This window comes from Micromonospora sp. LOL_025, assembly GCF_048060285.1.
GTDB lineage: Bacteria > Actinomycetota > Actinomycetes > Mycobacteriales > Micromonosporaceae > Micromonospora.
Genome location: NZ_JBHMIR010000008.1, coordinates 25,528 through 45,708, shown reverse-complemented (window position 1 = coordinate 45,708; position 20,181 = coordinate 25,528). Strand labels below are relative to the sequence as shown.

General features: G+C 74.2%; 16 protein-coding genes. 10 read left to right on the top strand and 6 right to left on the bottom strand.

The window, feature by feature from the left end:
- Positions 1 to 48 precede the first annotated feature (48 nt).
- A complete protein-coding gene (locus ACFHW0_RS13095; RefSeq protein WP_416607720.1) occupies positions 49 to 906 on the top strand; it encodes a lysophospholipid acyltransferase family protein in 858 nt (285 codons plus the stop codon).
- A 21-nt stretch (positions 907 to 927) separates the two neighbouring features.
- Here the strand turns inward: ACFHW0_RS13095 and ACFHW0_RS13090 are convergent, their stop codons facing one another.
- The 3 genes from ACFHW0_RS13090 to ACFHW0_RS13080 all read right to left on the bottom strand — a co-directional run bounded on the left by ACFHW0_RS13090 (position 928) and on the right by ACFHW0_RS13080 (position 4,063).
- Positions 928 to 1,803, bottom strand: a complete 876-nt coding sequence (locus tag ACFHW0_RS13090) for an HAD family hydrolase (RefSeq protein ID WP_416607554.1) — start codon at positions 1,801 to 1,803, stop codon at positions 928 to 930.
- 126 nt (positions 1,804 to 1,929) lie between these two features.
- Positions 1,930 to 2,814, bottom strand: coding sequence for a DUF5667 domain-containing protein (locus ACFHW0_RS13085; RefSeq protein WP_416607553.1), 885 nt, complete (start codon positions 2,812 to 2,814; stop codon positions 1,930 to 1,932).
- Positions 2,815 to 3,103: 289 nt separating this feature from the next.
- Positions 3,104 to 4,063: an ECF subfamily RNA polymerase sigma factor, BldN family gene (locus ACFHW0_RS13080; protein ID WP_416607552.1), complete on the bottom strand. Its 960-nt coding sequence runs from the start codon at positions 4,061 to 4,063 to the stop codon at positions 3,104 to 3,106.
- A 553-nt stretch (positions 4,064 to 4,616) separates the two neighbouring features.
- On the opposite strand from ACFHW0_RS13080, the gene ACFHW0_RS13075 reads away from it, so the two are divergent.
- The 3 genes from ACFHW0_RS13075 to ACFHW0_RS13065 are packed head-to-tail and all read left to right on the top strand — an operon-like array spanning position 4,617 to position 7,264.
- Positions 4,617 to 6,347 carry an AMP-binding protein gene (locus tag ACFHW0_RS13075; RefSeq protein WP_416607551.1) on the top strand — a complete coding sequence of 577 codons (1,731 nt, stop codon included), beginning with the start codon at positions 4,617 to 4,619 and terminating at the stop codon, positions 6,345 to 6,347.
- Positions 6,340 to 6,591, top strand: a complete 252-nt coding sequence (locus ACFHW0_RS13070) for a glutaredoxin family protein (protein ID WP_121399981.1) — start codon at positions 6,340 to 6,342, stop codon at positions 6,589 to 6,591. Before ACFHW0_RS13075 ends, ACFHW0_RS13070 begins: the two co-directional genes overlap by 8 nt.
- 22 nt (positions 6,592 to 6,613) lie before the next feature.
- Positions 6,614 to 7,264, top strand: a complete 651-nt coding sequence (locus ACFHW0_RS13065) for an HAD family hydrolase (protein WP_416607550.1) — start codon at positions 6,614 to 6,616, stop codon at positions 7,262 to 7,264.
- Between the two features lie 98 nt (positions 7,265 to 7,362).
- On the opposite strand, the gene ACFHW0_RS13060 is transcribed toward ACFHW0_RS13065, so the two are convergent.
- Both ACFHW0_RS13060 and ACFHW0_RS13055 read right to left on the bottom strand, forming a co-directional pair.
- Complete coding sequence (locus tag ACFHW0_RS13060) at positions 7,363 to 8,016, bottom strand: response regulator transcription factor (RefSeq protein WP_366639922.1); 654 nt, start codon at positions 8,014 to 8,016, stop codon at positions 7,363 to 7,365.
- A 24-nt stretch (positions 8,017 to 8,040) separates the two neighbouring features.
- Entirely contained in the window at positions 8,041 to 9,342 is a 1,302-nt protein-coding gene (locus tag ACFHW0_RS13055; protein WP_416607549.1) for a sensor histidine kinase, read from the bottom strand.
- A gap of 399 nt (positions 9,343 to 9,741) precedes the next feature.
- Here ACFHW0_RS13055 and ACFHW0_RS13050 point away from each other — a divergent pair, with 399 nt between their 5' ends.
- The 6 genes from ACFHW0_RS13050 (at position 9,742) to ACFHW0_RS13025 (ending at position 16,789) form a co-directional block, all read left to right on the top strand.
- Complete coding sequence (locus ACFHW0_RS13050; RefSeq protein WP_121399977.1) at positions 9,742 to 10,512, top strand: redox-sensing transcriptional repressor Rex; 771 nt, start codon at positions 9,742 to 9,744, stop codon at positions 10,510 to 10,512.
- The gene (locus ACFHW0_RS13045; protein WP_416607548.1) at positions 10,509 to 11,930 is read left to right on the top strand and encodes a glutamyl-tRNA reductase; all 1,422 of its coding nucleotides are present in this window, start codon (positions 10,509 to 10,511) and stop codon (positions 11,928 to 11,930) included. The genes ACFHW0_RS13050 and ACFHW0_RS13045 overlap by 4 nt, the downstream gene beginning before the upstream one ends.
- Positions 11,927 to 12,922: a hydroxymethylbilane synthase gene (gene hemC, locus ACFHW0_RS13040; protein WP_416607547.1), complete on the top strand. Its 996-nt coding sequence runs from the start codon at positions 11,927 to 11,929 to the stop codon at positions 12,920 to 12,922. The genes ACFHW0_RS13045 and hemC overlap by 4 nt, the downstream gene beginning before the upstream one ends.
- Positions 12,919 to 14,499, top strand: coding sequence for a uroporphyrinogen-III synthase (locus tag ACFHW0_RS13035; protein ID WP_121399975.1), 1,581 nt, complete (start codon positions 12,919 to 12,921; stop codon positions 14,497 to 14,499). Before hemC ends, ACFHW0_RS13035 begins: the two co-directional genes overlap by 4 nt.
- A gap of 19 nt (positions 14,500 to 14,518) precedes the next feature.
- A complete protein-coding gene (hemB, locus tag ACFHW0_RS13030) occupies positions 14,519 to 15,502 on the top strand; it encodes a porphobilinogen synthase (protein WP_416607546.1) in 984 nt (327 codons plus the stop codon).
- Between the two features lie 591 nt (positions 15,503 to 16,093).
- Entirely contained in the window at positions 16,094 to 16,789 is a 696-nt protein-coding gene (locus ACFHW0_RS13025) for a helix-turn-helix domain-containing protein (protein WP_416607545.1), read from the top strand.
- A 64-nt stretch (positions 16,790 to 16,853) separates the two neighbouring features.
- On the opposite strand, the gene ACFHW0_RS13020 is transcribed toward ACFHW0_RS13025, so the two are convergent.
- Positions 16,854 to 20,132, bottom strand: a complete 3,279-nt coding sequence (locus ACFHW0_RS13020; protein WP_416607544.1) for a lamin tail domain-containing protein — start codon at positions 20,130 to 20,132, stop codon at positions 16,854 to 16,856.
- Between the last annotated feature and the right edge of the window lie 49 nt (positions 20,133 to 20,181).

Sequence of the window (20,181 nt, the reverse complement as noted above, 5' to 3'; positions counted from 1 at the left end):
ACCGTGGCGGGCCGGGCGCCGGGCGGCACGGGACCGAAGGGGCCGGCGGTGCCGGACCGGCCCGGCGACCACTGGGACCGCAAGGTCGCCAGGGGCCTGGCTTTCCTGCGTCGCCGGCTCTCCGGCGACTACGAGGTCGACGAGTTCGGTTTCGATCCCGAGATCACCGAGGCGGTCTTCCACCCGCTGCTGCGGATGCTCTACCGGGACTGGTTCCGCACCGAGGTCACCGGCCTGGAGCACGTGCCCGCCGAGGGCGCCGGCCTGGTGGTGGGCAACCACTCCGGCACCGTGGCGCTGGACGCGCTGATCCTCTCGGCCGCGCTGCACGACCAGCACCCGGCCCGCCGCTACCTGCGGCTGCTCGGCGCCGACCTGGTCTTCCGGATGCCGGTGGTCTCGGAGCTCGCCCGCAAGACCGGCGGGACGGTCGCCTGCAACCCGGACGCCGAGCGGCTGCTCGGCAACGGCGAGCTGGTCGGCGTGTTCCCCGAGGGCTTCAAGGGCATCGGCAAGCTCTACTCCGAGCGCTACAAGCTGCAACGCTTCGGCCGGGGCGGGTTCGTCTCGGCGGCGCTGCGCACCGGCACCCCGATCGTGCCGGTCGCCATCGTCGGCGGCGAGGAGATCTATCCGATGCTCGCCGACATCAAGCCCCTGGCGCGGCTGCTCAAGCTGCCCTACTTCCCGGTCACGCCGACCTTCCCCCTGCTGGGGCCGCTCGGCATGGTGCCGCTGCCGAGCAAGTGGCTTATCGAGTTCTGTCCGCCGATCCCGACCGCGCACCTGACCGACTCCGCCGACGACCCGCTGGTCGTGTTCAACCTCGCGGACCAGGTGCGGGAGACCATCCAGCAGACCCTGCACCAGTTGCTGGAGCGGCGCCCCGACCCGTTCGGGCCCTAGCGACGCGGGCGGCCGGTGCCGTCAGCCGTCGCGGCGGCGACGGTGCAGCGCCAGCCCGGCGCCGACCGCCCCGGCGATCAGGCCGGCGGCCGCGGTGGACGGCACGGCGATCTTGACGGCGCGGCGGCCGGTGCGGAAGTCGCGGACGTCCCAGCCGCGCTGCCGGGCCTCCTTGAACAGGGCCGCGTCCGGGTTCACCGCCACGCCCCGGCCCACCATGGAGAGCATCGGCAGGTCGTTGCACGAGTCGCTGTAGGCGGTGCAGCGGCGCAGGTCCAGCCCTTCGACCGCGGCGAGCTGGGTGACCGCCTCCGCCTTGGCCGGGCCGTGCATCAGGTCGCCGACCAGCCGGCCGGTGTACGCGCCGTCGACGATCTCGGCGACCGTGCCGACCGCGCCGGTCAGGCCCAGCCGCGCGGCGATCACCCGGCCGATCTCCACCGGCGCGGCGCTGACCAGCCAGACCCGCTCGCCGGCGTCCAGGTGACGCTGGGCGAGCCGGCGGGTGCCGGCCCAGATCCGGGGCGCCATCAGCTCGTCGAAGATCTCCTCCGCGAGGCGCTCCACGTCGTCCACCCGCCAGCCTTGGACGAAGGCGAGGGCGGCCTCCTTGGCCTGCGACATGTCGCCGGCGTGCTCGGTGGCGAGCAGCCGGAACCGCAGCTGCTGCCAGGCGAACCGGGCCAGGTCCGCGGTGGTGAAGTAGTCGCGCGCGGCGAGGCCCCGGGCGAACCAGTAGATCGACGCGCCCCGCATCATCGTGTTGTCGACGTCGAAGAAGGCCGCCGCGGTCGGATCGGGTTCCGGGGGAGCGAGGGGCGCGAAGTCGGTCTCCGCCCAGCCGGCGGTGTGACCGTGGGCGTCGGTGCTGACGGTCACCTTGCGGCTGCGGGTCACGCGACCTCCCTCCGCTGGACCGGCGCGACGTGTGCTTCCGCGAGGGTAGCCGGGTGCGCGTGGCGGACGGCCGCCCACGGGGGGAAGTGTGGCGCGGACGTCTCGGGCGGTACCGCCGACGCCGGGTCAGCGGTCGCCGGGGCAGGTGGCCGGGGCCGGCCCGAGGGCGTCGCTGCCGACGGGTGCGGGCCGGCCGCAGGCGATCGCCGCACGCAGCGCGTCGGAGCGCTTGCGGACCGCGTCGAGCAGGGCGAGCGAGCGGCGGGTCCGGTCGCGGTCGGCGCGGCTGGCGTCGTCGAGGAGCCCGCCGACCGCCCGGCGCTGGCCGGTGAGGAAGGAGTTGACCGCGTCGAGGGCCGCCGGGTCCGAGCGTTGCGTCGCGGCGGTGGTCAGCAGGCGTACGCCCTGGCGGGTGTCGGCGTCCATGTCGTCCAGCACCGCGCTGAAGCCGTCCTCGTCCCCGCGCAGCGCCGCCGCCTCGGCGAGCCGGGTACGGGCGAAGTCCAGGAACAGCTGGCCCCGGCTGACGTCCGAGCTGGCCAGCGCGAGCTGGGCGCGTTCGGTGGAGCGCTTCATGCCGTACAGCGCGTCACCGGGGACGGCGTTCTCGCTGGCGGCCGAGATCCCCGAGAGGGCGACGGCGCCGGCCGCGACGCCGACCAGGATGGCGCCCCGGGCGCGGGCCCGGCGGGCCGTCACCGCCGGCAGCAGCCGGTTGCGGCCGGTGTCGGCGGCGGAGCGCCGGGACGACGGCTCGGTGGTGACGGCGGCCGGGGCACCGATGCCCTCGCGCTCGGCCGTGGCCAGCAGCATGGCCCGCAGTCCGGTCCGGAACTCCGGGTCCACCTCCACGGCGGGCGGTGCGGCGGGCAGCCGCTGACCCACCGCGACGAGCGCGGCCAACTGGTCGTCGGCCCGGGAACGGACGTGGTGTCGCCGGCCCCCGTTGGCCTCGTCGAGAAGCTGCGCGAAGCGCTCCGCGCGCCGACGGGAGAAGAGGTTGCTGTCCACCGCGGGCACCTCCTCTCGCTGGTCGCGGCCGGTCGGCCGCTGTCTTCGACAGCGACCGGTGGCGGCGTGACACCACGGACGAAGGTCGTGGCCGGCCGCGCTGCCGGGCCTCGGGGGCCCGGGGGATGCCGGGGCTACCACCGGTCGCACCCGGAGAAACGGTCCGCACCGGACATGGGTTACGGGGCCGGCGGAGGCGAAATCACGCAAAGTGATCGCTGTCACGAGGTCGCGACGCCACGGAGCTGCGCGTACATCGATCGATGCACGACGTTCTTTCCGCCCGGGACTAGGGTTGGAAGCCGTCCGGCAGCAGCCGGGCCAGCGCGCGTACCGCGCGGTACTGGAGCGCCTTGATCGCGCCCTCGTTCTTGCCCATCGTGCGGGCCGTCTCGGCCACGGAGAAGCCCTGCAGAAAGCGGAGCACGATGCACTCCTGCTGCTCCGGGTTGAGTTGCTTGACGGCGCTGAGCAGGGCCACGTTGGTGATGTGCTCGACGACCGCCGCCTCCGGGCTGCCCTCCGGGCCCCGGTCCTCGCGGTCGGCGTCCAGCACGTCCCCGGTGGTGACCTCCAGCCGGTAGCGGCCGGACTTGAAGTGGTCCGCCACCAGGTTCCGGGCGATGGTGACCAACCAGGCGCCCAGGTCGCGTCCCTGCCAGGTGAAGCTGCCGATCCGCTTGAGGGCGCGCAGGAAGGTGTCGGAGGTGAGGTCCTCGGCGAGTTGCCGGTTGCCCACGCGGAAGTAGACGAACCGGAACACGGTGTCGACGTACCGGTCGTAGATCAGCCCGAACGCCTCGGACTCGCCGGCCTGGGCCCGCTCGACCAGCCCCCAGACCTCGGTGGCGGGGTCGGACGGATCCGGACGGCTGGGGAAGCCCGTCGACGTGTTGACCGGCGCGGCGGCGGCCGGCACCGCCGGGAGCACCGCCGTCTCCGCGCCCGACTCGTCGGGCGCCTTGGCCGGCTCCGTGGTGCGGCGGCCCTGCGCCGGCATGGTGGGCCGGGCGGGGACGGCGACCCGACCGCCGGCCGGCTTGGCGTTGCCGCCCGGTGTCGCGGAGCGGGGCGGTGGTTCGTTCTGGTGTGGCCGGCTGCGGGTCCGGCTCGACGTGCCCTCCCCCCGGACGGCGAGGCTGCCCGTGTCGTCCAGCGGATTCCGGGCGGCGGGCCGTTCGTTGAGCGGCCCGCGAATCGCCGGGTTGGTCAGGCCGGCCGGCCGTTCCGCGTATCCGAAGGTGGTCACCGCGCCGCCTCCGTCCCGCCGACCGACCACGCCGGTCGGCGCGTCGCCGTCGTGGCCCGGCCGGCAGGGCCGGGCAGGGCTGGCTCGGGGTGTGCCGACGGGCGGCAGATCCCCTTGAGGTGCTGGTCCAATGCGCTCACAGGCACGGGGGCCTCCTCGGGCTGAGGGGTGTCGACTCACGGCAAATGGGGTGAGCCGACCCGAGTGATGATAGGGCCAACGTCACCCACGCGTGGCAAGTCCGTTACACAGGGCGGAAGTATTTCCCGCCGCGCCGCACACCTGGCGGACCGGTTGTCCGTCGTGTGCGGTTGACTTTCGGATTACCGCGTGGTCGCGAATGAAATTCCAGGTCAGCGCGCGCTTGGCGGGGTCGGGGGGCCGGCGGGCGCGGGTGTCGACGCAGGACCGTCCGGCGAGCCCGGAGCGGCCCGGCGTGTCCTGTGGACGGGACGGGTTCCGTCCCGTCCGCGCTCACCGGTCGTCCTGTCGACGGGACTTGTCCGGGCCGCCGTTCCCGCCGGCCGGGGTGCCCGATCGGCCTCCGGCGGGCATGGCCCGCAGGCCCCGCGCTGTGCCAGACTCAGCCACCGTGCAGGACGCAACCGACAGCTCCGCCTCGACCCTCGTCGAGCGGCTCCACCGGGCGGTCGCCGCCCACGGTGACCGACCCGCGCTGCACTGGCGCGAGCGGACCATGACCTGGTCCGAACTGGACGCCTCGGTGACGGCCACCGCCCACGCCCTGGCGGCCCTGACCGGGGCGCGACCCGGCGGGCCCGGCCCGACGCCGGGGGCCGCCGACCCGCACCCGCCCCGGATCGCCGTCGCGCTCGGCAACTCGCCGGACTTCGTGGTGAGCTGCCTGGCCGCGCTGCGCGCGGGGCTGGTCGCGGTGCCGGTCAACCCCGGCCTCACCGCCCCCGAGCTGCGGCACGTGCTGGCCGACTCCGGCGCCTCGGTGCTGATCGGCACCGAGCGGGTGCGCGACATGGTCGCCGACGCCGCCGGGGACCTGCCCGCGCTCGTCGCCGTGCACACCGCGCCGCCGGTGGCCGACGCCGGTCACCCGTTCCCCGACCGGGGCGGCGACGACCTGGCGCTGCTGCTCTACACCTCCGGCACCGAGGGGCGGCCCAAGGGCGCGATGCTGACGCACCGGGCGCTGGCGGCCAACCACGAGCAGGTCGGCCGCATCGACCCGCCGGTCGTCGGCCCGGACGACACCGTGCTGCTGGCGCTGCCGCTGTTCCACGCGTACGGGCTGAACGCGGGGTTGGGCGCGGTCGTCCACCATGGCGCGACCGGGGTGCTCGTCGACGACCTCGGTGCCGACGCGGGTCTGGCCGTGATCGCCCGGCACCGGGTCACCGTGCTGGTCGGCGTGCCGTCGATGGTGGCCGCCTGGTCCACGGCGGACGCCGCCCTCGCCACGGCGACGACGTCGGTCCGGGTCGTGGTCTGCGGCGCGGCGCCGCTGGAGCCGGCCGTCGCGGCGCGCTTCGCCGAGGTCGCCGGTCGCCCGGTGCACGTCGGGTACGGCCTGACCGAGACCGCCCCGGTGCTGACCTCCACCCTGGTCGGCGGGGAGCCGAAGGCCGGCTCGATCGGCCGGCCGCTGCCCGGCGTCGAGCTGCGTCTGGTCGGGACCGACGGGGCCGACCTGTGGCGCGACGGCGTGGCCGAGCCGGACGACGACACCGACGAGCTGGACCTCTCCGACGGCACGCCGGGCACCGACCCGGGCCAGGTCGTGGTGCGCGGGGCGAACGTCTTCTCCGGCTACTGGCCGGACGGCCGGGGCGGCCCGGACGCCGACGGCTGGTGGGCCACCGGCGACGTGGCGTACGCCGACTCCGACGGCGACCTCTTCCTGGTGGACCGGATCGGCGAGCTGATCCTGGTGAACGGGTTCAACGTGTACCCGCACGAGGTCGAGCTGGTGCTCTCCGCGCACCCGGGGGTGGTCGAGTCGGCGGTACTGGGTGTGCCGCACCCGCGGACCGGCGAGACTGTCCGGGCGTACGTGGTGCCGGCGCCGGGGCGTCCGGTGACCGGTGAGGAGCTGCTCGCCCACTGCGCCCGCAGCCTGGCCCGGTTCAAGTGCCCGACCGCCGTCGAGTTCGTCGACGAGTTGCCGCACTCGGTGATCGGCAAGGTGCGCAAGACCCTGCTCCGGACGGCGTCGTCCCCGACGGCCCCGGTGCCGTCCCCGGCGGCGTCGCCGGAGACCCACCCGCCGGCCCCGGCCGGCGCCAGCACGACGGAGGAGACCGATGCGTGAGCCCCGACTCACCCTGATCACCCGGCCCGGCTGCCACCTCTGCGACGAGGCGAAGCTGGCGCTGGACCGGGTGGTGGCGGTCACCGGGGACCGGTGGACCGAGAAGGACGTCACCGACGACATCGAGCTGGAACGCGAGTACGGCGACCGGCTGCCCGTGGTGCTGCTCGACGGCAAGGAGCACGGCTACTGGCGGGTGGAGGAGGAGCGGCTGCTGCGGGACCTGACCACGCCGCAGCTGTGACGCCGGGCGCTAGGGTGCTCCGATGACGCCTGCGCGCCACCACCTGGTGTGGGACTGGAACGGCACCCTGCTCAACGACCTGAGCCTGGTGGTCGCCTGCACCAACGCCGCCTTCGCCAGCGTCGGCGGGCCCGCCGTGACCGCCGACGAGCACCGGGTGCGGTTCCGCCGGCCGATCGCCGACTACTACGCCGAGGTGCTCGGCCGGGCGGTCGACGACGACGCGTTCGGCCGGCTGGACCGGATCTTCCACGACGCGTACCGCACCGGGCTGACGACCTGCGAGCTGGCGCACGACGCAGGCGACGCGATGGCGGCCTGGCCGGGCAGCCAGTCGCTGCTGTCCATGTGGTTCCACGAGGAACTGGTGCCGACCGTGCACACGTACGGGCTCACCGGGCACTTCGTCCGGGTGGACGGGCTGCGGGCGAGCGTCGGCGGGGACCGCAAGGCCGAGTCGCTGCGGCGGCACCTGACGGAGCTGGGCGTGGACGGCCGGAACGTGGTGCTGATCGGCGACTCCGTCGACGACGCCGACGCCGCCGTGTCGGTGGGTGGCCGCGCCGTCCTCTACACCGGCGGGTTCACCGACGCGGCACGGCTGCGCGCCTCCGGCCACCCGGTGGCCGACACCCTCAGCGAGGCGGTGAGCCTGGCGGCCACGCTGCCCTGACCGGTCGGGCGGACGCGCGGCGGCGGGTGCGGTGCGGGTCGGCGGGGTCGGGAGGTGGCGTCGGGCCCCGGCACCGCCGTCGCACCACGCGCGTCCGGTCAGTTGCGCAGGTAGGCCAGCACGGCCAGGACCCGCCGGTGCTGCTCCGTGTCGGGCGGGAGCTGGAGCTTGGTGAAGATGTTCCGGACGTGCTTCTCGACGGCGCCGTCGGTGACCACCAGGGTCCTGGCGATCGCCGTGTTGGAGCGGCCCTCGGCCATCAGCGCGAGCACCTCGCGTTCGCGCGGGGTCAGCTCGCGCAGCGGGTCGTCGCGCCGGCGCCGGGCGAAGAGCTGGCCGACCACCTCGGGGTCGAGCACCGTCCCGCCGGCGGCCACCCGGTCCAACGCGTCGAGGAACTCGTCGATCGCGGCCACCCGGTCCTTGAGCAGGTAGCCGATGCCGCCCCCGCCGCCGCCGGTGGTGGCGAGCAGGTCGTCGGCGTACGACACCTCGACGTACTGGGAGAGGACCAGGATCGGGGTGCGGGGCACCAGCCGGCGGGCCTCCACCGCCGCGCGCAGCCCTTCGTCGGTGTGCGACGGCGGCATCCGGACGTCGACGATCGACACGTCGGGCCGGTGGGCCACCACCGCCACCACCAGCGCGTCGCCGTCGGCCACGGCGGCCACCACCTCGTGCCCGCGCTCGGTGAGCAGCCGTACCAGCCCCTCCCGGAGCAGCACCGCGTCGTCCGCGATCACGATCCGCATGTCCTGTTGTCTACCACGTGCGGCTCACAGCGGGAGTTCCGCGCGGATCTTGGTGGGCCCGCCGGCCGGGCTGACCACGGAGAGCCGGCCTCCGGCGGCGCGGACCCGGTCGGCGATGCCGACCAGCCCGTGCCCCTTGGCCAGGTGGGCGCCGCCCTGCCCGTCGTCGTCGACGTCGACCTCCAGCCGCCCGTCGTGCCGGGCCACGGTGACCCGGCACTCGGTCGCCCGGCTGTGCTTGGCGACGTTGGTCAGCGCCTCGGACACCACGAAGTAGGCGGTGCTCTCCACCGCCGGGTCGAGCCGGCCGGCCGGGCTGGCCAGTTCCGGGTCCACCCGTAGCTCGATCGGGATCAGGCCGCGCCCGGCCAGTGCCGCCAGGGCGCTGGGCAGTCCCCGGTCGACCAGGATCGGCGGCGCGATGCCCCGGGACAGGGCGCGCAGCTCGGCGAGCGTCTCCCGGGTCTGGGTGACCGCCTCGTCCAGGGTGCGCCCGGCGGCCTGCGGGTCGGTGGCGAGCTGCTGGCGGGCCCGGCTGAGGTCCATCGCGAGCCGGACCAGGCGCTGCTGCGGCCCGTCGTGGATGTCCCGCTCCAGCCGGCGCAGCGCGCTCGCCTCGGCGGAGACGGCGGCCCGCTTCTGCTCCTCCAGCACGGTGATCCGGTTGCGCATCTCGGCCACGCCGGTGAGCAGGGCCCGGCCGAAGCCGGCCTGGAGCAGCGCGCAGCCCCGGGCCACGATCGGCAGGGTGATCAGGAAGAACAGCCCGATCGCGGTGTGCAGCCCGATCCGGGCCACGGTCGAATCGCCGAGGCCGAGGAGCTGGGGGAGGCCGACGTCATCCGGGTCGCCGTGCGGCAGCGTCCAGTCGTACGCCCAGTAGAGGGTGCCGGCGACGGCGCCGGCCCACCAGACCAGCGTGACCACGAAGGTGACGATGGCCACGATCAGCTTGAGGATGCCGTGCGCCAGGTCGAGCCAGGACTGCGCGTCCCCCATCGGCACGAAGATCCGCCGCCAGGCGCTCGCGCCGGGCTCGGGGAGCCGGTACTGGGGGCGGATCCGGGCCTGGTGGAGCACGGTGGGGAGGCGGAGGCGCTCGATGTCGGCCAGGCCCCGGGCGGCGTAGAGGGTGCCGCTGAGGATCGGCAGGCCGATCACCGTCACGACCAGCCCCAGCCCGGCAGCCAGGCCGACCAGCAGGACGACGAAGCTGGCCAGGGCCAGCGGGAGGCCCAGCAGCACGTAGCCGGAGTCCAGCAGGAGCTGTCGGGAGATGGTCGGCGCCGGCACGGGCTGATCGGCGGCGACGGGTACGGCGGTCATGTCAAGAGGCTAGGCAGCGCGCAGTGGCCGACCCATCCCGTCGGCCCGCCTCTCGGGCGTAGGGCTGGCCCTACCGTGACCGGATCGTGGGCGAGCCGTGGGTCGCGTGATTGGTCAGAGAAGTCTTAATTGAGCAATAATCGGCGCGCCGGCGCCATCGGCGTCGCCCGGAGGCCGGGCGGCGGCCGGCGGCGGCCGCCGGATCGATCTTGCGGAATGGAGGGGCTGGTGAAGCCGGGTCGCGAGCTTTCAAGATCGCGATTTGTGCACGCCTTCACAAGCGCCTACTCTGTAGTTCCGACGCGCCCTGCTAGCACAGCCGGCATTCTCGGTCGCCAGCGGGGATCCCGAAACGGCCGGCCGCACGAGTTGGCCGAGGATCGCACCGCACGGAGTCTCATGAGTCAGCACCGTCACCCTGGCGCGCCCGGCCGCGCCGGTGCCGTACCGGCGCTCCCGGATCTGCCGGAGGCGACCGTCGCGCGGCTCCCGGAATACCTCCGTGCCCTGCACAACCTCGCCGAAACCGGCCACGAGACCGTGTCCAGCGAGGGTCTGGCCAGCGCCGCCGGTGTGAACTCCGCGAAACTCCGCAAGGACCTCTCGCACCTCGGCTCGTACGGGACCCGTGGCGTCGGCTACGACGTGGCGCTGCTGGTCGACCAGATCGAGTACGTGCTCGGGCTCACCCAGCGGCGGGCCGTCGCCCTGGTCGGCGTGGGTAATCTCGGTCACGCCCTCGCCGGCTACGACGGCTTCGCCAGCCGCGGCTTCCGGATCGCCGCCCTCTTCGACGCCGACCCCGCACGGGTCGGCGAGGAGATCAACGGGCTGGTCGTCCGGCACATCGACGAGCTGCCGCGGGTCGCCGTCGAGGAGGCCATCGCCATCGGCGTGATCGCCACCCCGGCCCCGGCCGCCCAGGCGGTGGCCGACCAGCTCGTGGCCGTCGGTGTGACGAGCATCCTGAACTTCGCCCCGTGCGTACTCTCGGTCCCGGAGGGGGTCGACGTGCGCAAGGTCGACCTCGCGATCGAGCTGCAGATCCTGTCCTTCCACGAGCACCGCAAGGCATCGCTGACCGCGCTGCCCGCCACCGGTGGGTCCGCCCTGACCGCCCTGCCCGGGGGGCTCGCCGTCACCGACCCGCAGGAGGCGATCGGCACGTGAAACTGCTCGTCGTCGGCGCGTCCTACCGCACCGCTCCCGTCGCCACGCTGGAGCAGCTCGCGGTCGGCCCCGCGGACCTCACCCGCACCCTGGACCGCCTGGTCGCCCAGCCGTACGTGACCGAGGCCGTGCTCGTCTCCACCTGCAACCGGGTGGAGGTCTACGCCGCCGTGTCCGGCTTCCACGGCGGCCTCGGCGACATCTGCGCGGTGCTGGCCGACCAGGCCGGCTGCCAGCCCGCCGCGCTCGCCAACCACCTCTACGTGCACTTCGACGCCGCCGCCGTGGACCACGTCTTCCGGGTCGCCGCCGGGCTCGACTCGATGGTGGTCGGCGAGGCGCAGATCCTCGGCCAGCTCCGGGACGCCTACCATTCCGCGACCGGGGCCGACACCGCCGGGCGCCTGCTGCACGAGCTGATGCAGCAGGCGCTGCGGGTCGGCAAGCGGGCGCACGCGGAAACCGGGATCGACCGGGCCGGCCAGAGCGTGGTGACCGCCGCGCTGGAGCTGGCCGCCGGGCACCTCGACGGCGACCTCGCCGGCCGTCCCGCGCTGGTGGTCGGCGCGGGCGCGATGGGGTCGCTGGGCGTCGCCACGCTGTCTCGGCTGGGTGCCGGGCCGCTCACGGTCACCAACCGGGGCGCCGACCGGGCCGTCCGGCTGGCCGAGGCGTACGGGGCCAGCGCGACACCGATGGCGGAGCTGACCACCGTTCTCTCCACAGTGGACATCGTAGTGGCCGCCACCGCGGCCACCGAAGCGGTCCTCACCCGTGACGTGGTGACCCGGGCGCTCGCCCGGCGCGACCCCGGCCGGGGGCCGTTGGTCCTGCTCGACCTGGCCGTGCCGCGCGACGTGGAGGCCGGCGTCGCCGAGCTGCCCGGCGTCGAGGTCATCGACATCGACCGGATGGCGACGCTGCTCGCCGACGGGCCCGCCGCCACCGACGCTGCCGCCGTCGAGCGGATCGTGGCCGGCGAGGTCGACGCCTTCCTCACCTGGCTGCGCGGCGCCGACGTGGCGCCGACGGTGGCCGCCCTGCGGGGCCGCGCCGACGACGTGGTCGGCGCCGAGTTGCGCCGGCTCGCCCAGCGCCGCCCGGACCTCACCGACGACCAGCGCGCCGAGGTGGCCCGGACGGTGCACCGGGTGGTGCAGCGGCTGCTGCACCAGCCGACCGTGCGGGTGCGTCAGCTGGCGGCCGAACCCGGCGGCGACCAGTACGCCGCCCTGCTGCGCGAGCTGTTCGACCTCCAGGTGCCGCAGACGTCCCCGGTCGACAACGTCCCCGACATCGTGGCCGGCGACGCCGCGCCGCCGTTCGGCCTCGCCGATGTCCCGCCGCCCTTCGGCCTCGCCGACATTCCACCGTCGACGGGTTCCGCCGACGTCCCGCCCAACGGAGGTGAGCGATGAGCACGCCCCTGCGCCTCGGTACCCGGGGCAGCAAGCTGGCGATGGCCCAGTCCGGCCACGTCGCCGAGGCCCTGACCGCTGCCACCGGCCGGCCCGTCGAGCTGGTCGAGGTGGTCACCGCCGGCGACCGGTCGTCCGCACCGGTGCACCGGCTCGGCGTCGGCGTCTTCGTCTCCGCCCTGCGTGACGCCCTGACCGCCGGCACCATCGACTTCGCGGTGCACTCCTACAAGGACCTGCCCACCGCGGCGGCGGCCGGGCTGCACATCGCGGCGGTGCCGACGCGGCAGGACCCGCGGGACGCGCTGGTCGCCCGGGACGGTCGGACGCTCACCGAGCTGCCCTCCGGCGCGACCGTGGGCACGGGCGCGCTGCGCCGCATCGCCCAGCTGCACGCCCTCGGGATGCAGCTGGAGGTCACCCCGATCCGCGGCAACATCGACAGCCGCGTCGCGCGGGTGCTCGGCCCGGAGGCCGACCTCGACGCGGTCGTCCTGGCCCGGGCCGGGCTGGCCCGGATCGGGCGCACCGACGTGATCACCGAGACGCTCGACCCGATGCTGATGCTGCCCGCGCCCGCCCAGGGCGCGCTGGCGGTGGAGTGCCGGGCCGACGACACGGAGCTGGTCGAGCTGCTCGCCGTGCTCGACCACGCACCGTCCCACGCCGCGGTCACCGCGGAACGGGCGCTGCTGGCCACCCTGGAGGCCGGATGCTCCGCTCCGGTCGCCGCCTACGCCGTCGTCGCCGAAGGTGAGCCAACCGGCTCGGGTGCCGAGGGCGACGTCGTCCAGGAGATCTATCTGCGCGGGGCGGTGATCAGTCCGGACGGTACGAGAGACCTCCGGCTGTCCCGCACCGGAACGCTCGCCGACGCGGCGGAGATCGGCAAGGCACTCGCCGCCGAACTCCTCGACCTCGGCGCCGACTCGATCCTCGGCCACGATGGACACGCCGGCCCGGGGACCCAGCAATTTGGGAGCACAGAATGACCCGCACCCGTAAGCCCGTAGGCCGCATCGCCTTCGTCGGGGCCGGTCCCGGCGACCCGGGCCTGCTGACCCGCCGGGCGCACGACGCCCTGGTCGACGCCGACCAGGTGGTGTACGACCGGGGAGTCCCCGAGTCGCTGCTCGACGCCGTCCGCGCCCAGGCCAGGGAAGACGCCCAGTTCACCCCGGCGGAGGGCGCGCCGGGTGACGTGGCGAAGGTGCTGATCTCGGCGGCCCGTTCCGGGCTGAACGCGGTGCACCTGGTCGCCGGCGACCCGTTCGGCCACGAGTCGGTCGTCAAGGAGGTGCAGGCGGTCGCGCGGACCGCCGCGCACTTCGAGGTCGTCCCCGGCGTCGGCCAGGCCGAGGGGGTGGCGACCTACGCGGGCGTGCCGCTGCCGGGCGTGCGTACGGCGGCCGACGTCGAGGACGTCAGCGCGCTGGACTTCGACGCGCTGGCCGCGGCCGTCGGCCGGGGCTCGCTGGCCCTCGCCGTGGACGCCGGTGACCTCGCCGCGATCCGCGACGGGCTGCTCGCGGCCGGGGTGGACGGCACCACCGGCGTCGGGGTGACCGGCGACGGCACCGGCGAGACGCAGTACACCACCACCTCGACGGTCGACTCGTTCGTCGCGGCGGCGCTCGGCTTCACCGGCCGGGTGGTCCTCACCGTCGGCGAGGGCGTCGGCCAGCGCGACAAGCTGAGCTGGTGGGAGAACCGGCCGCTGTACGGCTGGAAGGTCCTCGTGCCCCGCACCAAGGAGCAGGCCGGCGTGATGAGCGCGCGGCTGCGCGCGTACGGGGCCATCCCCTGCGAGGTGCCGACCATCGCGGTCGAGCCGCCCCGGACCCCGGCCCAGATGGAGCGGGCGGTCAAGGGCCTGGTCGACGGCCGGTACGCCTGGGTGATCTTCACCTCCGTCAACGCGGTTCGCGCGGTCTGGGAGAAGTTCGCCGAGCACGGTCTCGACGCCCGGCACTTCGGCGGCGTCAAGATCGCGTGTATCGGTGAGGCGACCGCCGACGCCGTCCGCGCGTTCGGCATCCAGCCCGAGCTGATCCCGTCCGGGGAGCAGTCCTCCGAAGGGCTGCTCGCCGAGTTCTCGCCGCACGACGAGATCCTCGACCCGGTCGGTCGGGTGCTGCTGCCGCGCGCCGACATCGCCACCGAGACCCTCGCCGCCGGGCTCACCGAGCGCGGCTGGGAGGTCGACGACGTGACCGCCTACCGGACGGTCCGGGCCGCCCCGCCGCCCGCCGAGATCCGGGACGCGATCAAGTCGGGCGGCTTCGACGCGGTGCTCTTCACGTCCAGCTCCACGGTGCGCAATCTGGTGGGTATCGCGGGGAAGCCGCACGCCCGTACCGTCGTTGCAGTGATCGGGCCCAAGACGGCGGAGACCGCGACGGAGTTCGGCCTGCGGGTCGACGTCCAGCCGCCGCACGCCTCGGTCCCCGATCTGGTGGAGGCGCTCGCCGCCTACGCCGTCGAGCTGCGCGAGAAGCTCGCCGCCATGCCGGCGAAGCAGCGCCGTGGCTCGAAGGTGCAGGGGCCGACCGCCCTGAGGTTCCGGTAGTCGTAGCAGGAGGTCCGTGATGCCGTACCCCGAGATCCGGCCCCGCCGGTTGCGCCGCAACGCGGCCATCCGGCGGCTGGTCTCCGAGACCCGTGTCGACCCGGCCGAGCTGGTCGTGCCGATGTTCGTCAAGGAGGGGCTGACGGAACCGCGGGCGATCGCGTCGCTCCCGGGGGTGCTCCAGCACTCCCGGGACTCGCTCCGCAAGGCCGCAGCCGAGGCGGTCCAGGCGGGCGTCGGCGGCATCATGCTCTTCGGTGTGCCGGAGCGGCGGGACCCCACCGGGTCCGGCGGGATCGACCCGAACGGCATCCTCAACGTCGCGATCCGCGACGTCGTCGCCGAGGTGGGCGACGCCACGGTGGTGATGAGCGACCTCTGCCTGGACGAGTTCACCTCGCACGGGCACTGCGGCCTGCTCACCCCCGACGGGGGCGTCGACAACGACGCCACGCTGGAGGCGTACGCCGAGATGGCGGTCGCCCAGGCCGCCGCCGGGGTCGGTGTGGTCGGACCGTCCGGGATGATGGACGGCCAGGTCGCCGTGGTACGCCGGGCGCTCGACGCCGCGGGCCACCAGGACGTGGCGGTGCTGGCGTACGCCGTCAAGTACGCCTCGGCCTTCTTCGGCCCGTTCCGGGACGCGGTGGAGTCGGCCCTGGAGGGCGACCGTCGCGCTTACCAGCAGGACCCCGCCAACCTGCGGGAGTCGCTGCGCGAGGTCGAGCTGGACGTCGCCGAGGGCGCCGACATGGTGATGGTCAAGCCGGCCCTGCCGTACCTCGACGTGGTGTCGGCGGTCCGCGCGGCGGTGGACGTCCCGGTCGCCGCCTACCAGGTCTCCGGCGAGTACGCGATGGTCGAGGCGGCCGCCGCCAACGGCTGGATCGACCGGGAGCGGGTGATGATGGAGACGCTGACCTCGATCCGTCGGGCCGGCGCGCAGATCATCCTCACCTACTGGGCGGTCGAGGCCGCCGGACTCCTCCGCCAGCGCTACTGACCCGACCCGGCCTGGCCTGGTCCGGCCTGGCCTGGTCCGGCCTGGTCCGGGCCCTTTCGGCTCTGACACGTCCGGTGCTGGTGCCGGTGCTGGTCGCCGTCGTCGCTGGCACACGGGGGCGTCGGCGCTGGTTGCCGGCTTCGAGCAGGTACCCGCTCCGCACGTCAACAACCAGCGCTGGTTCGTAACGCTGTGTATTGAGACTGTGCCCTTGATGCCGCCCTCCTTCCGACGCTTTGCTCTGCATTCTGATACGCACCAGCAACTATGTGTGTCCGGTGCGTATCAGGATGCAGAGCAAAGGGCATGCGGGGGTTTGTTGCCCCCGAGAGGGCTCAGCGCTGAATCCCCAGGTAGCGGCGCTGCCGACGTCATCGGCCTTGATCCGGGCCCTTTCAGGGCCGCATCTGTCGTCACTTAACGTAGTCAATGGCTGAGACATCGATCCTGTTGCGGAGCGTGACTGCCCGCCGGAGGGTGTCCCGCGCCTAAGGGCAGGACCGGTGGCTGGTTTTCCACAGGCGGCTGCGTTGTCCACAGGCGGAGCGGGCGGGATTGCGGGAGAGGCGCCGCAGCCGGGACCGTGACGGTATGAGCGAGCTTCCCGCCGAACCGGAAAGTGACCGACCGCCTGGCTCCGGCCAACCCCCTGGCGCCGACCAGTTGTCCGGTCCCGACGGGCTGTCGGGTGCCGTCGGGCCGTCGGGCTCGGCCGGGCCGTCGGGCGTCGACCAGGCGGCGGGCAACGACCAGGCGGCGGAAACGCGTGAGCGGCCCGTGATGCTGACCGAGCCGTTCGACACTCCGTGGCCGGCCGCGGGCATCGTCCGGGCGGTCCGCCGGTACGCCAGCCTCAGCCAGCGGGAGCTGGCCCGGTGGGCGGGGGTGAACCATTCCACCGTCGGGCGGATCGAGGCGGGCCGGCTGGTGCCGAGCATCCTGCTCCTGCGCCGCATCATCGGGGTCGCCGGGTTCCGGCTGGCCGTCGTCGACGAGTTCGGTCGGGTGCTGAAGCCGATGCGGGACTGGCAGGACACCCGCGACGGGGCGGGGCGTCGCTACCCCTCGCACCTGGACACCATTCTCGACCCCGAGCCGGGCGAGTGGTGGGCGGACATCTACGGGCTGGCCCGGCCGCCGGAGACGTTCTACCGCGACCGCAGGGTCCGCGACGCCATGCGCCGGCGCAGCCAGTGGGAGGTGCGGGTGGCGAAGTATCGCAGCGTGCCCCCGCCGCCGCGCGTACCCCCACCGTCGCGGGTGCCCGACCCGCGCTTCCCGTGGTGAGCGGACGGCCCGCCGCCCAGGGACTCCTGGGCGGCGGGCCGTCGGGACGGGCTCCGGTGTGACGTCAGTCGTCGTCGGTGATGGTGCCCACGGCGAGCGGGTCCGCCAGGCGCAGGCCCGGCACCCCGGCCACCACCAGGTTCAGCTTCTCGTCCGCCTCCCGCTTCCGGTCACCGCGCACGGCCACCGGAAACGCCAGCGAGGTCTGCCCGGGGGCCAGGACCTTGCAGCCGACGTACGGGTCGTAGTCGGCGCCGGCCTGGGCCGTGGTGCCGTAGGTGGCGGCGCAGAGCAGCACCGGCTGGGACAGCGGGCGCGACACGGTGACCGTGTAGGTCAGCGGCCGGCTGCCCCGGTCGCCCTCGACCACCGACGCGTCGCTGACGCTCAACGACGCCCGGGAGCGGAAGCGGGCCACCTGCGGGTCGTGGTCGCTGGAGCCCCGGCTGCCGTCGGCCGCGTGGTCGGCCGGCCAGTCGGCGTTGACGTGCGCGGCCCGCATCTGCACCAGGTCCCGGTGCAGCGCGCCGTTCACGAACAGGTGGTCCAGCGTCTGCGCCTGCCCCTCGAAGCTGTACGAGTAGGCGGACGACGGCGCGTCGGCGAGCAGGTCGTCCCACAGGTTGCGCATGCCGGCCTCGTACAGCGGCCCGAGCTGGTCCGACGGGGTGGGGTCGACCGCCGTGGCGATCGGGTCGTCGGGGCGGGGGAAGACGTTGAGGTCCCCGCCGTAGACCACCCGCGCGTGCGGGTCCGACGCCTCGATGGCGGTGACGATCGCGGCCCCGTACGCGGCCTGCTCCCGGCGCTGCCCGACCCGGCTGTCCGGCCCCGACGAGTAGTGGTTGCTCGCCGCCCACAGCGTGTACCGCTCGGCGGAGCCGGGGGCGGCCGCGACGGTGAACTTGCCGAGCTGCGGGGCGCGGGTGAAGACGTTGTTTCCGTCCTTGCCGGTGGAGGTGTCCACGTCGGCGGGCAGCACCGCGTTGAGCGCCTTCGGGTTCTGCACGTCCGCGTTGCCCGGCAGGCCCGCCCCCCGGTACTCGACGGTCGGCGCCGAGCCCAGCAGCGGGTCTGCGGCGGTGGGAGCCGCCAGCGACACCCGGTCGGTGCGGAACAGGAACGCCGCGGTGATGCCCCGGGCGTCCGCGCCGGTCCGGTCGTACGCGGCCTGGTAGGCCGGGCCACCGGCGGCGGCGATGGCCAGCGCCAGGTCCTGGAGGCTGTCCGGCGCGCCGTCGGCGTTGTCCGTGCTGCCGCAGACCAGCGCGCCGCCGGAGACCGAGCAGATGTCCTGGTCCTCGGCCTCCTGCACCAGGATCAGGTCCGGGGAGTGCAGGTCGGTGGTGATCTGGTCGGCCAGCGCGGCGAGCTGGTCGCGGTACTCCTGCTCGCTGCCCGGGACGTAGTCGAACGGTGGGCGCACCCCGGTGCAGCCGGCGTTGCCGGCGAAGTCGCAGCCGTCGAACGGGTCGTCGCGGTAGTCGTACAGGTTCTCGACGTTGTAGGTCGCGACCGCGACCTCCTCCGAGCGGTTGGCCGGCTTCGGCGGGTTGTTCTTCGACGGGTCGGCCCCGCCGGTGAACGCGGCCGCCTCGACCTGCACGCCGTACTTCTCGAAGGAGTAGTAGAGCCCGCCGACCGCGTCGGCGGTCAGCGTGTCGAAGGTACGCGCGGGCGGGAGCAGCGCGGCGCTGTCACCCGTGCTGCCCTTCACGCCCATGCTGCCGAGCAGGATCCGCTGCCCGTTGCCGTCGTCGAAGCGGCGGGTCGGGTCGTTGTCGAGCGGGTGCGCGTCCCGGAACACCCGGCGGGCGTACGCGTCGGCGCGGTCGAGCAGCGGGTCGTCCCGGTCGATCACGAAGATCTCGGCGTCGGCGGTGGAGGCGAAGACGTTCCGCCCACTCACCGCGCCGCTGCCGGCCCGCACCCGCAGCCGGGCGCCCTCGTGCCGCTCGAAGAAGCGCTGCGCCGCGGCCACCTCGACCGGCGGCACCGCGTCGGTCACCTCGACCTCGGCGTTCACGTCCACCCCGGAGGCGATCCGGCGGACCAGCGACGCGCCGGAGAGCTGGGTGAAGTTGAAGTACTCGGAGACCCGGGCGCGCAGCACCACCTCGTCGCCGACCGTCGGCACGTAGCCGCCGATCAACGAGGTGAACGAGCCCATGAAGACGAAGATGCCGTCCGAGCTGGTCGGGTCGCCGTCGGTGGCGTCCGACCGGCTCTGCAGGAAGAAGCCGCGCTGGTCCCGGCCACCCGAGTCGCGTGCCAGGGTGAGCTGGGTGATCACGCCGCGTACGTCGTACAGCGTGCTGCTGGTCCCGTTGCCCGTGGCCGGCGCGAGCGGCGACCGGTCGGCGGGGCCGGACTCGCCGTCGGTGGTCGGGCCCTGCACCTCGCCGACGGTCAGCTCCCGGGTGACCTGCACCGCCAGGGTGCAGGTGGCGGTGTCGCCGTCCGCGTCGGTGGAGGTCAGCACCACGGCGTACGCCCCGGCGGCCAGGTCGGCGCTCGCGCCGACCGTGGCCCGGGCGGTGTCGCCGACCGCGTCGGCCGGGGTGACCGCCGAGCGGCTGACGGAGCCGGTGGCCGGGGTCGGGCTGACCGAGGTGACCGCCAGGTCGACGATCCGGTCGTCCGCGTCGGTGGCGGTGACCTCCCGGGTCGTCGCCGTGCCGGCGGAGGTCACCAGCGTCGGGCCGCAGGTGAGCGTGGCGGGCGCGTCGACCGGGCCGCCGCCGTCGACGGCGTGCGTGCCGAGGCCGTCGAACGTGTCGACGGGGAAGCCGGCCCACTGCGCGGCCGGGTCGAACGCGTCGGAGGGGTCGGTGTCGCCGGAGGTCACGGCGGCCGACCGACGCAGCGTGTTGTCGGCGGTGCTGGTGACACCCGTGCCCCACTCGGTGCCCGGGTCGACGCCGACCTGGCCGATCGAGTCGAGCACGGTGCCGCCCCGACGCAGCACGATGGCGTCGTCGCCGTTGAACAGGCTGGCGCTCGTGGTCTGGTCGGCCCGGTCCAGGATGCCCGGGGCGGCCGAGGCGGCGGCGAGGACGAAGGCGTCACCGGCCGCGACGGTGCCGGTCAGCGCCAGGTTCGTCGGCGTGGTGGAGCCGTTGAAGTGCAACTGGAGCTGGTAGCCGCCGGCGGCCAGGTCGACGGCGGCGCCGGTGCCATTGAACAGCTCGATCGCCTTGTTGTTCGACGAGCCTTCGACGTACTCGGAGATGAAGAGGTCGGTGGGCGCGGCGCTGGCCGCGGTGGGTGCGACGCCGACAGCCGCGACGGTCACGGCGGCGGTGGCGGTCGCGAGCGCGGCAAGAGTGCGGCGCGGGCGCATGAGGCCTCCACGATGGGTGGACGGGGAACTAACGCACGTTAAGGGTCGG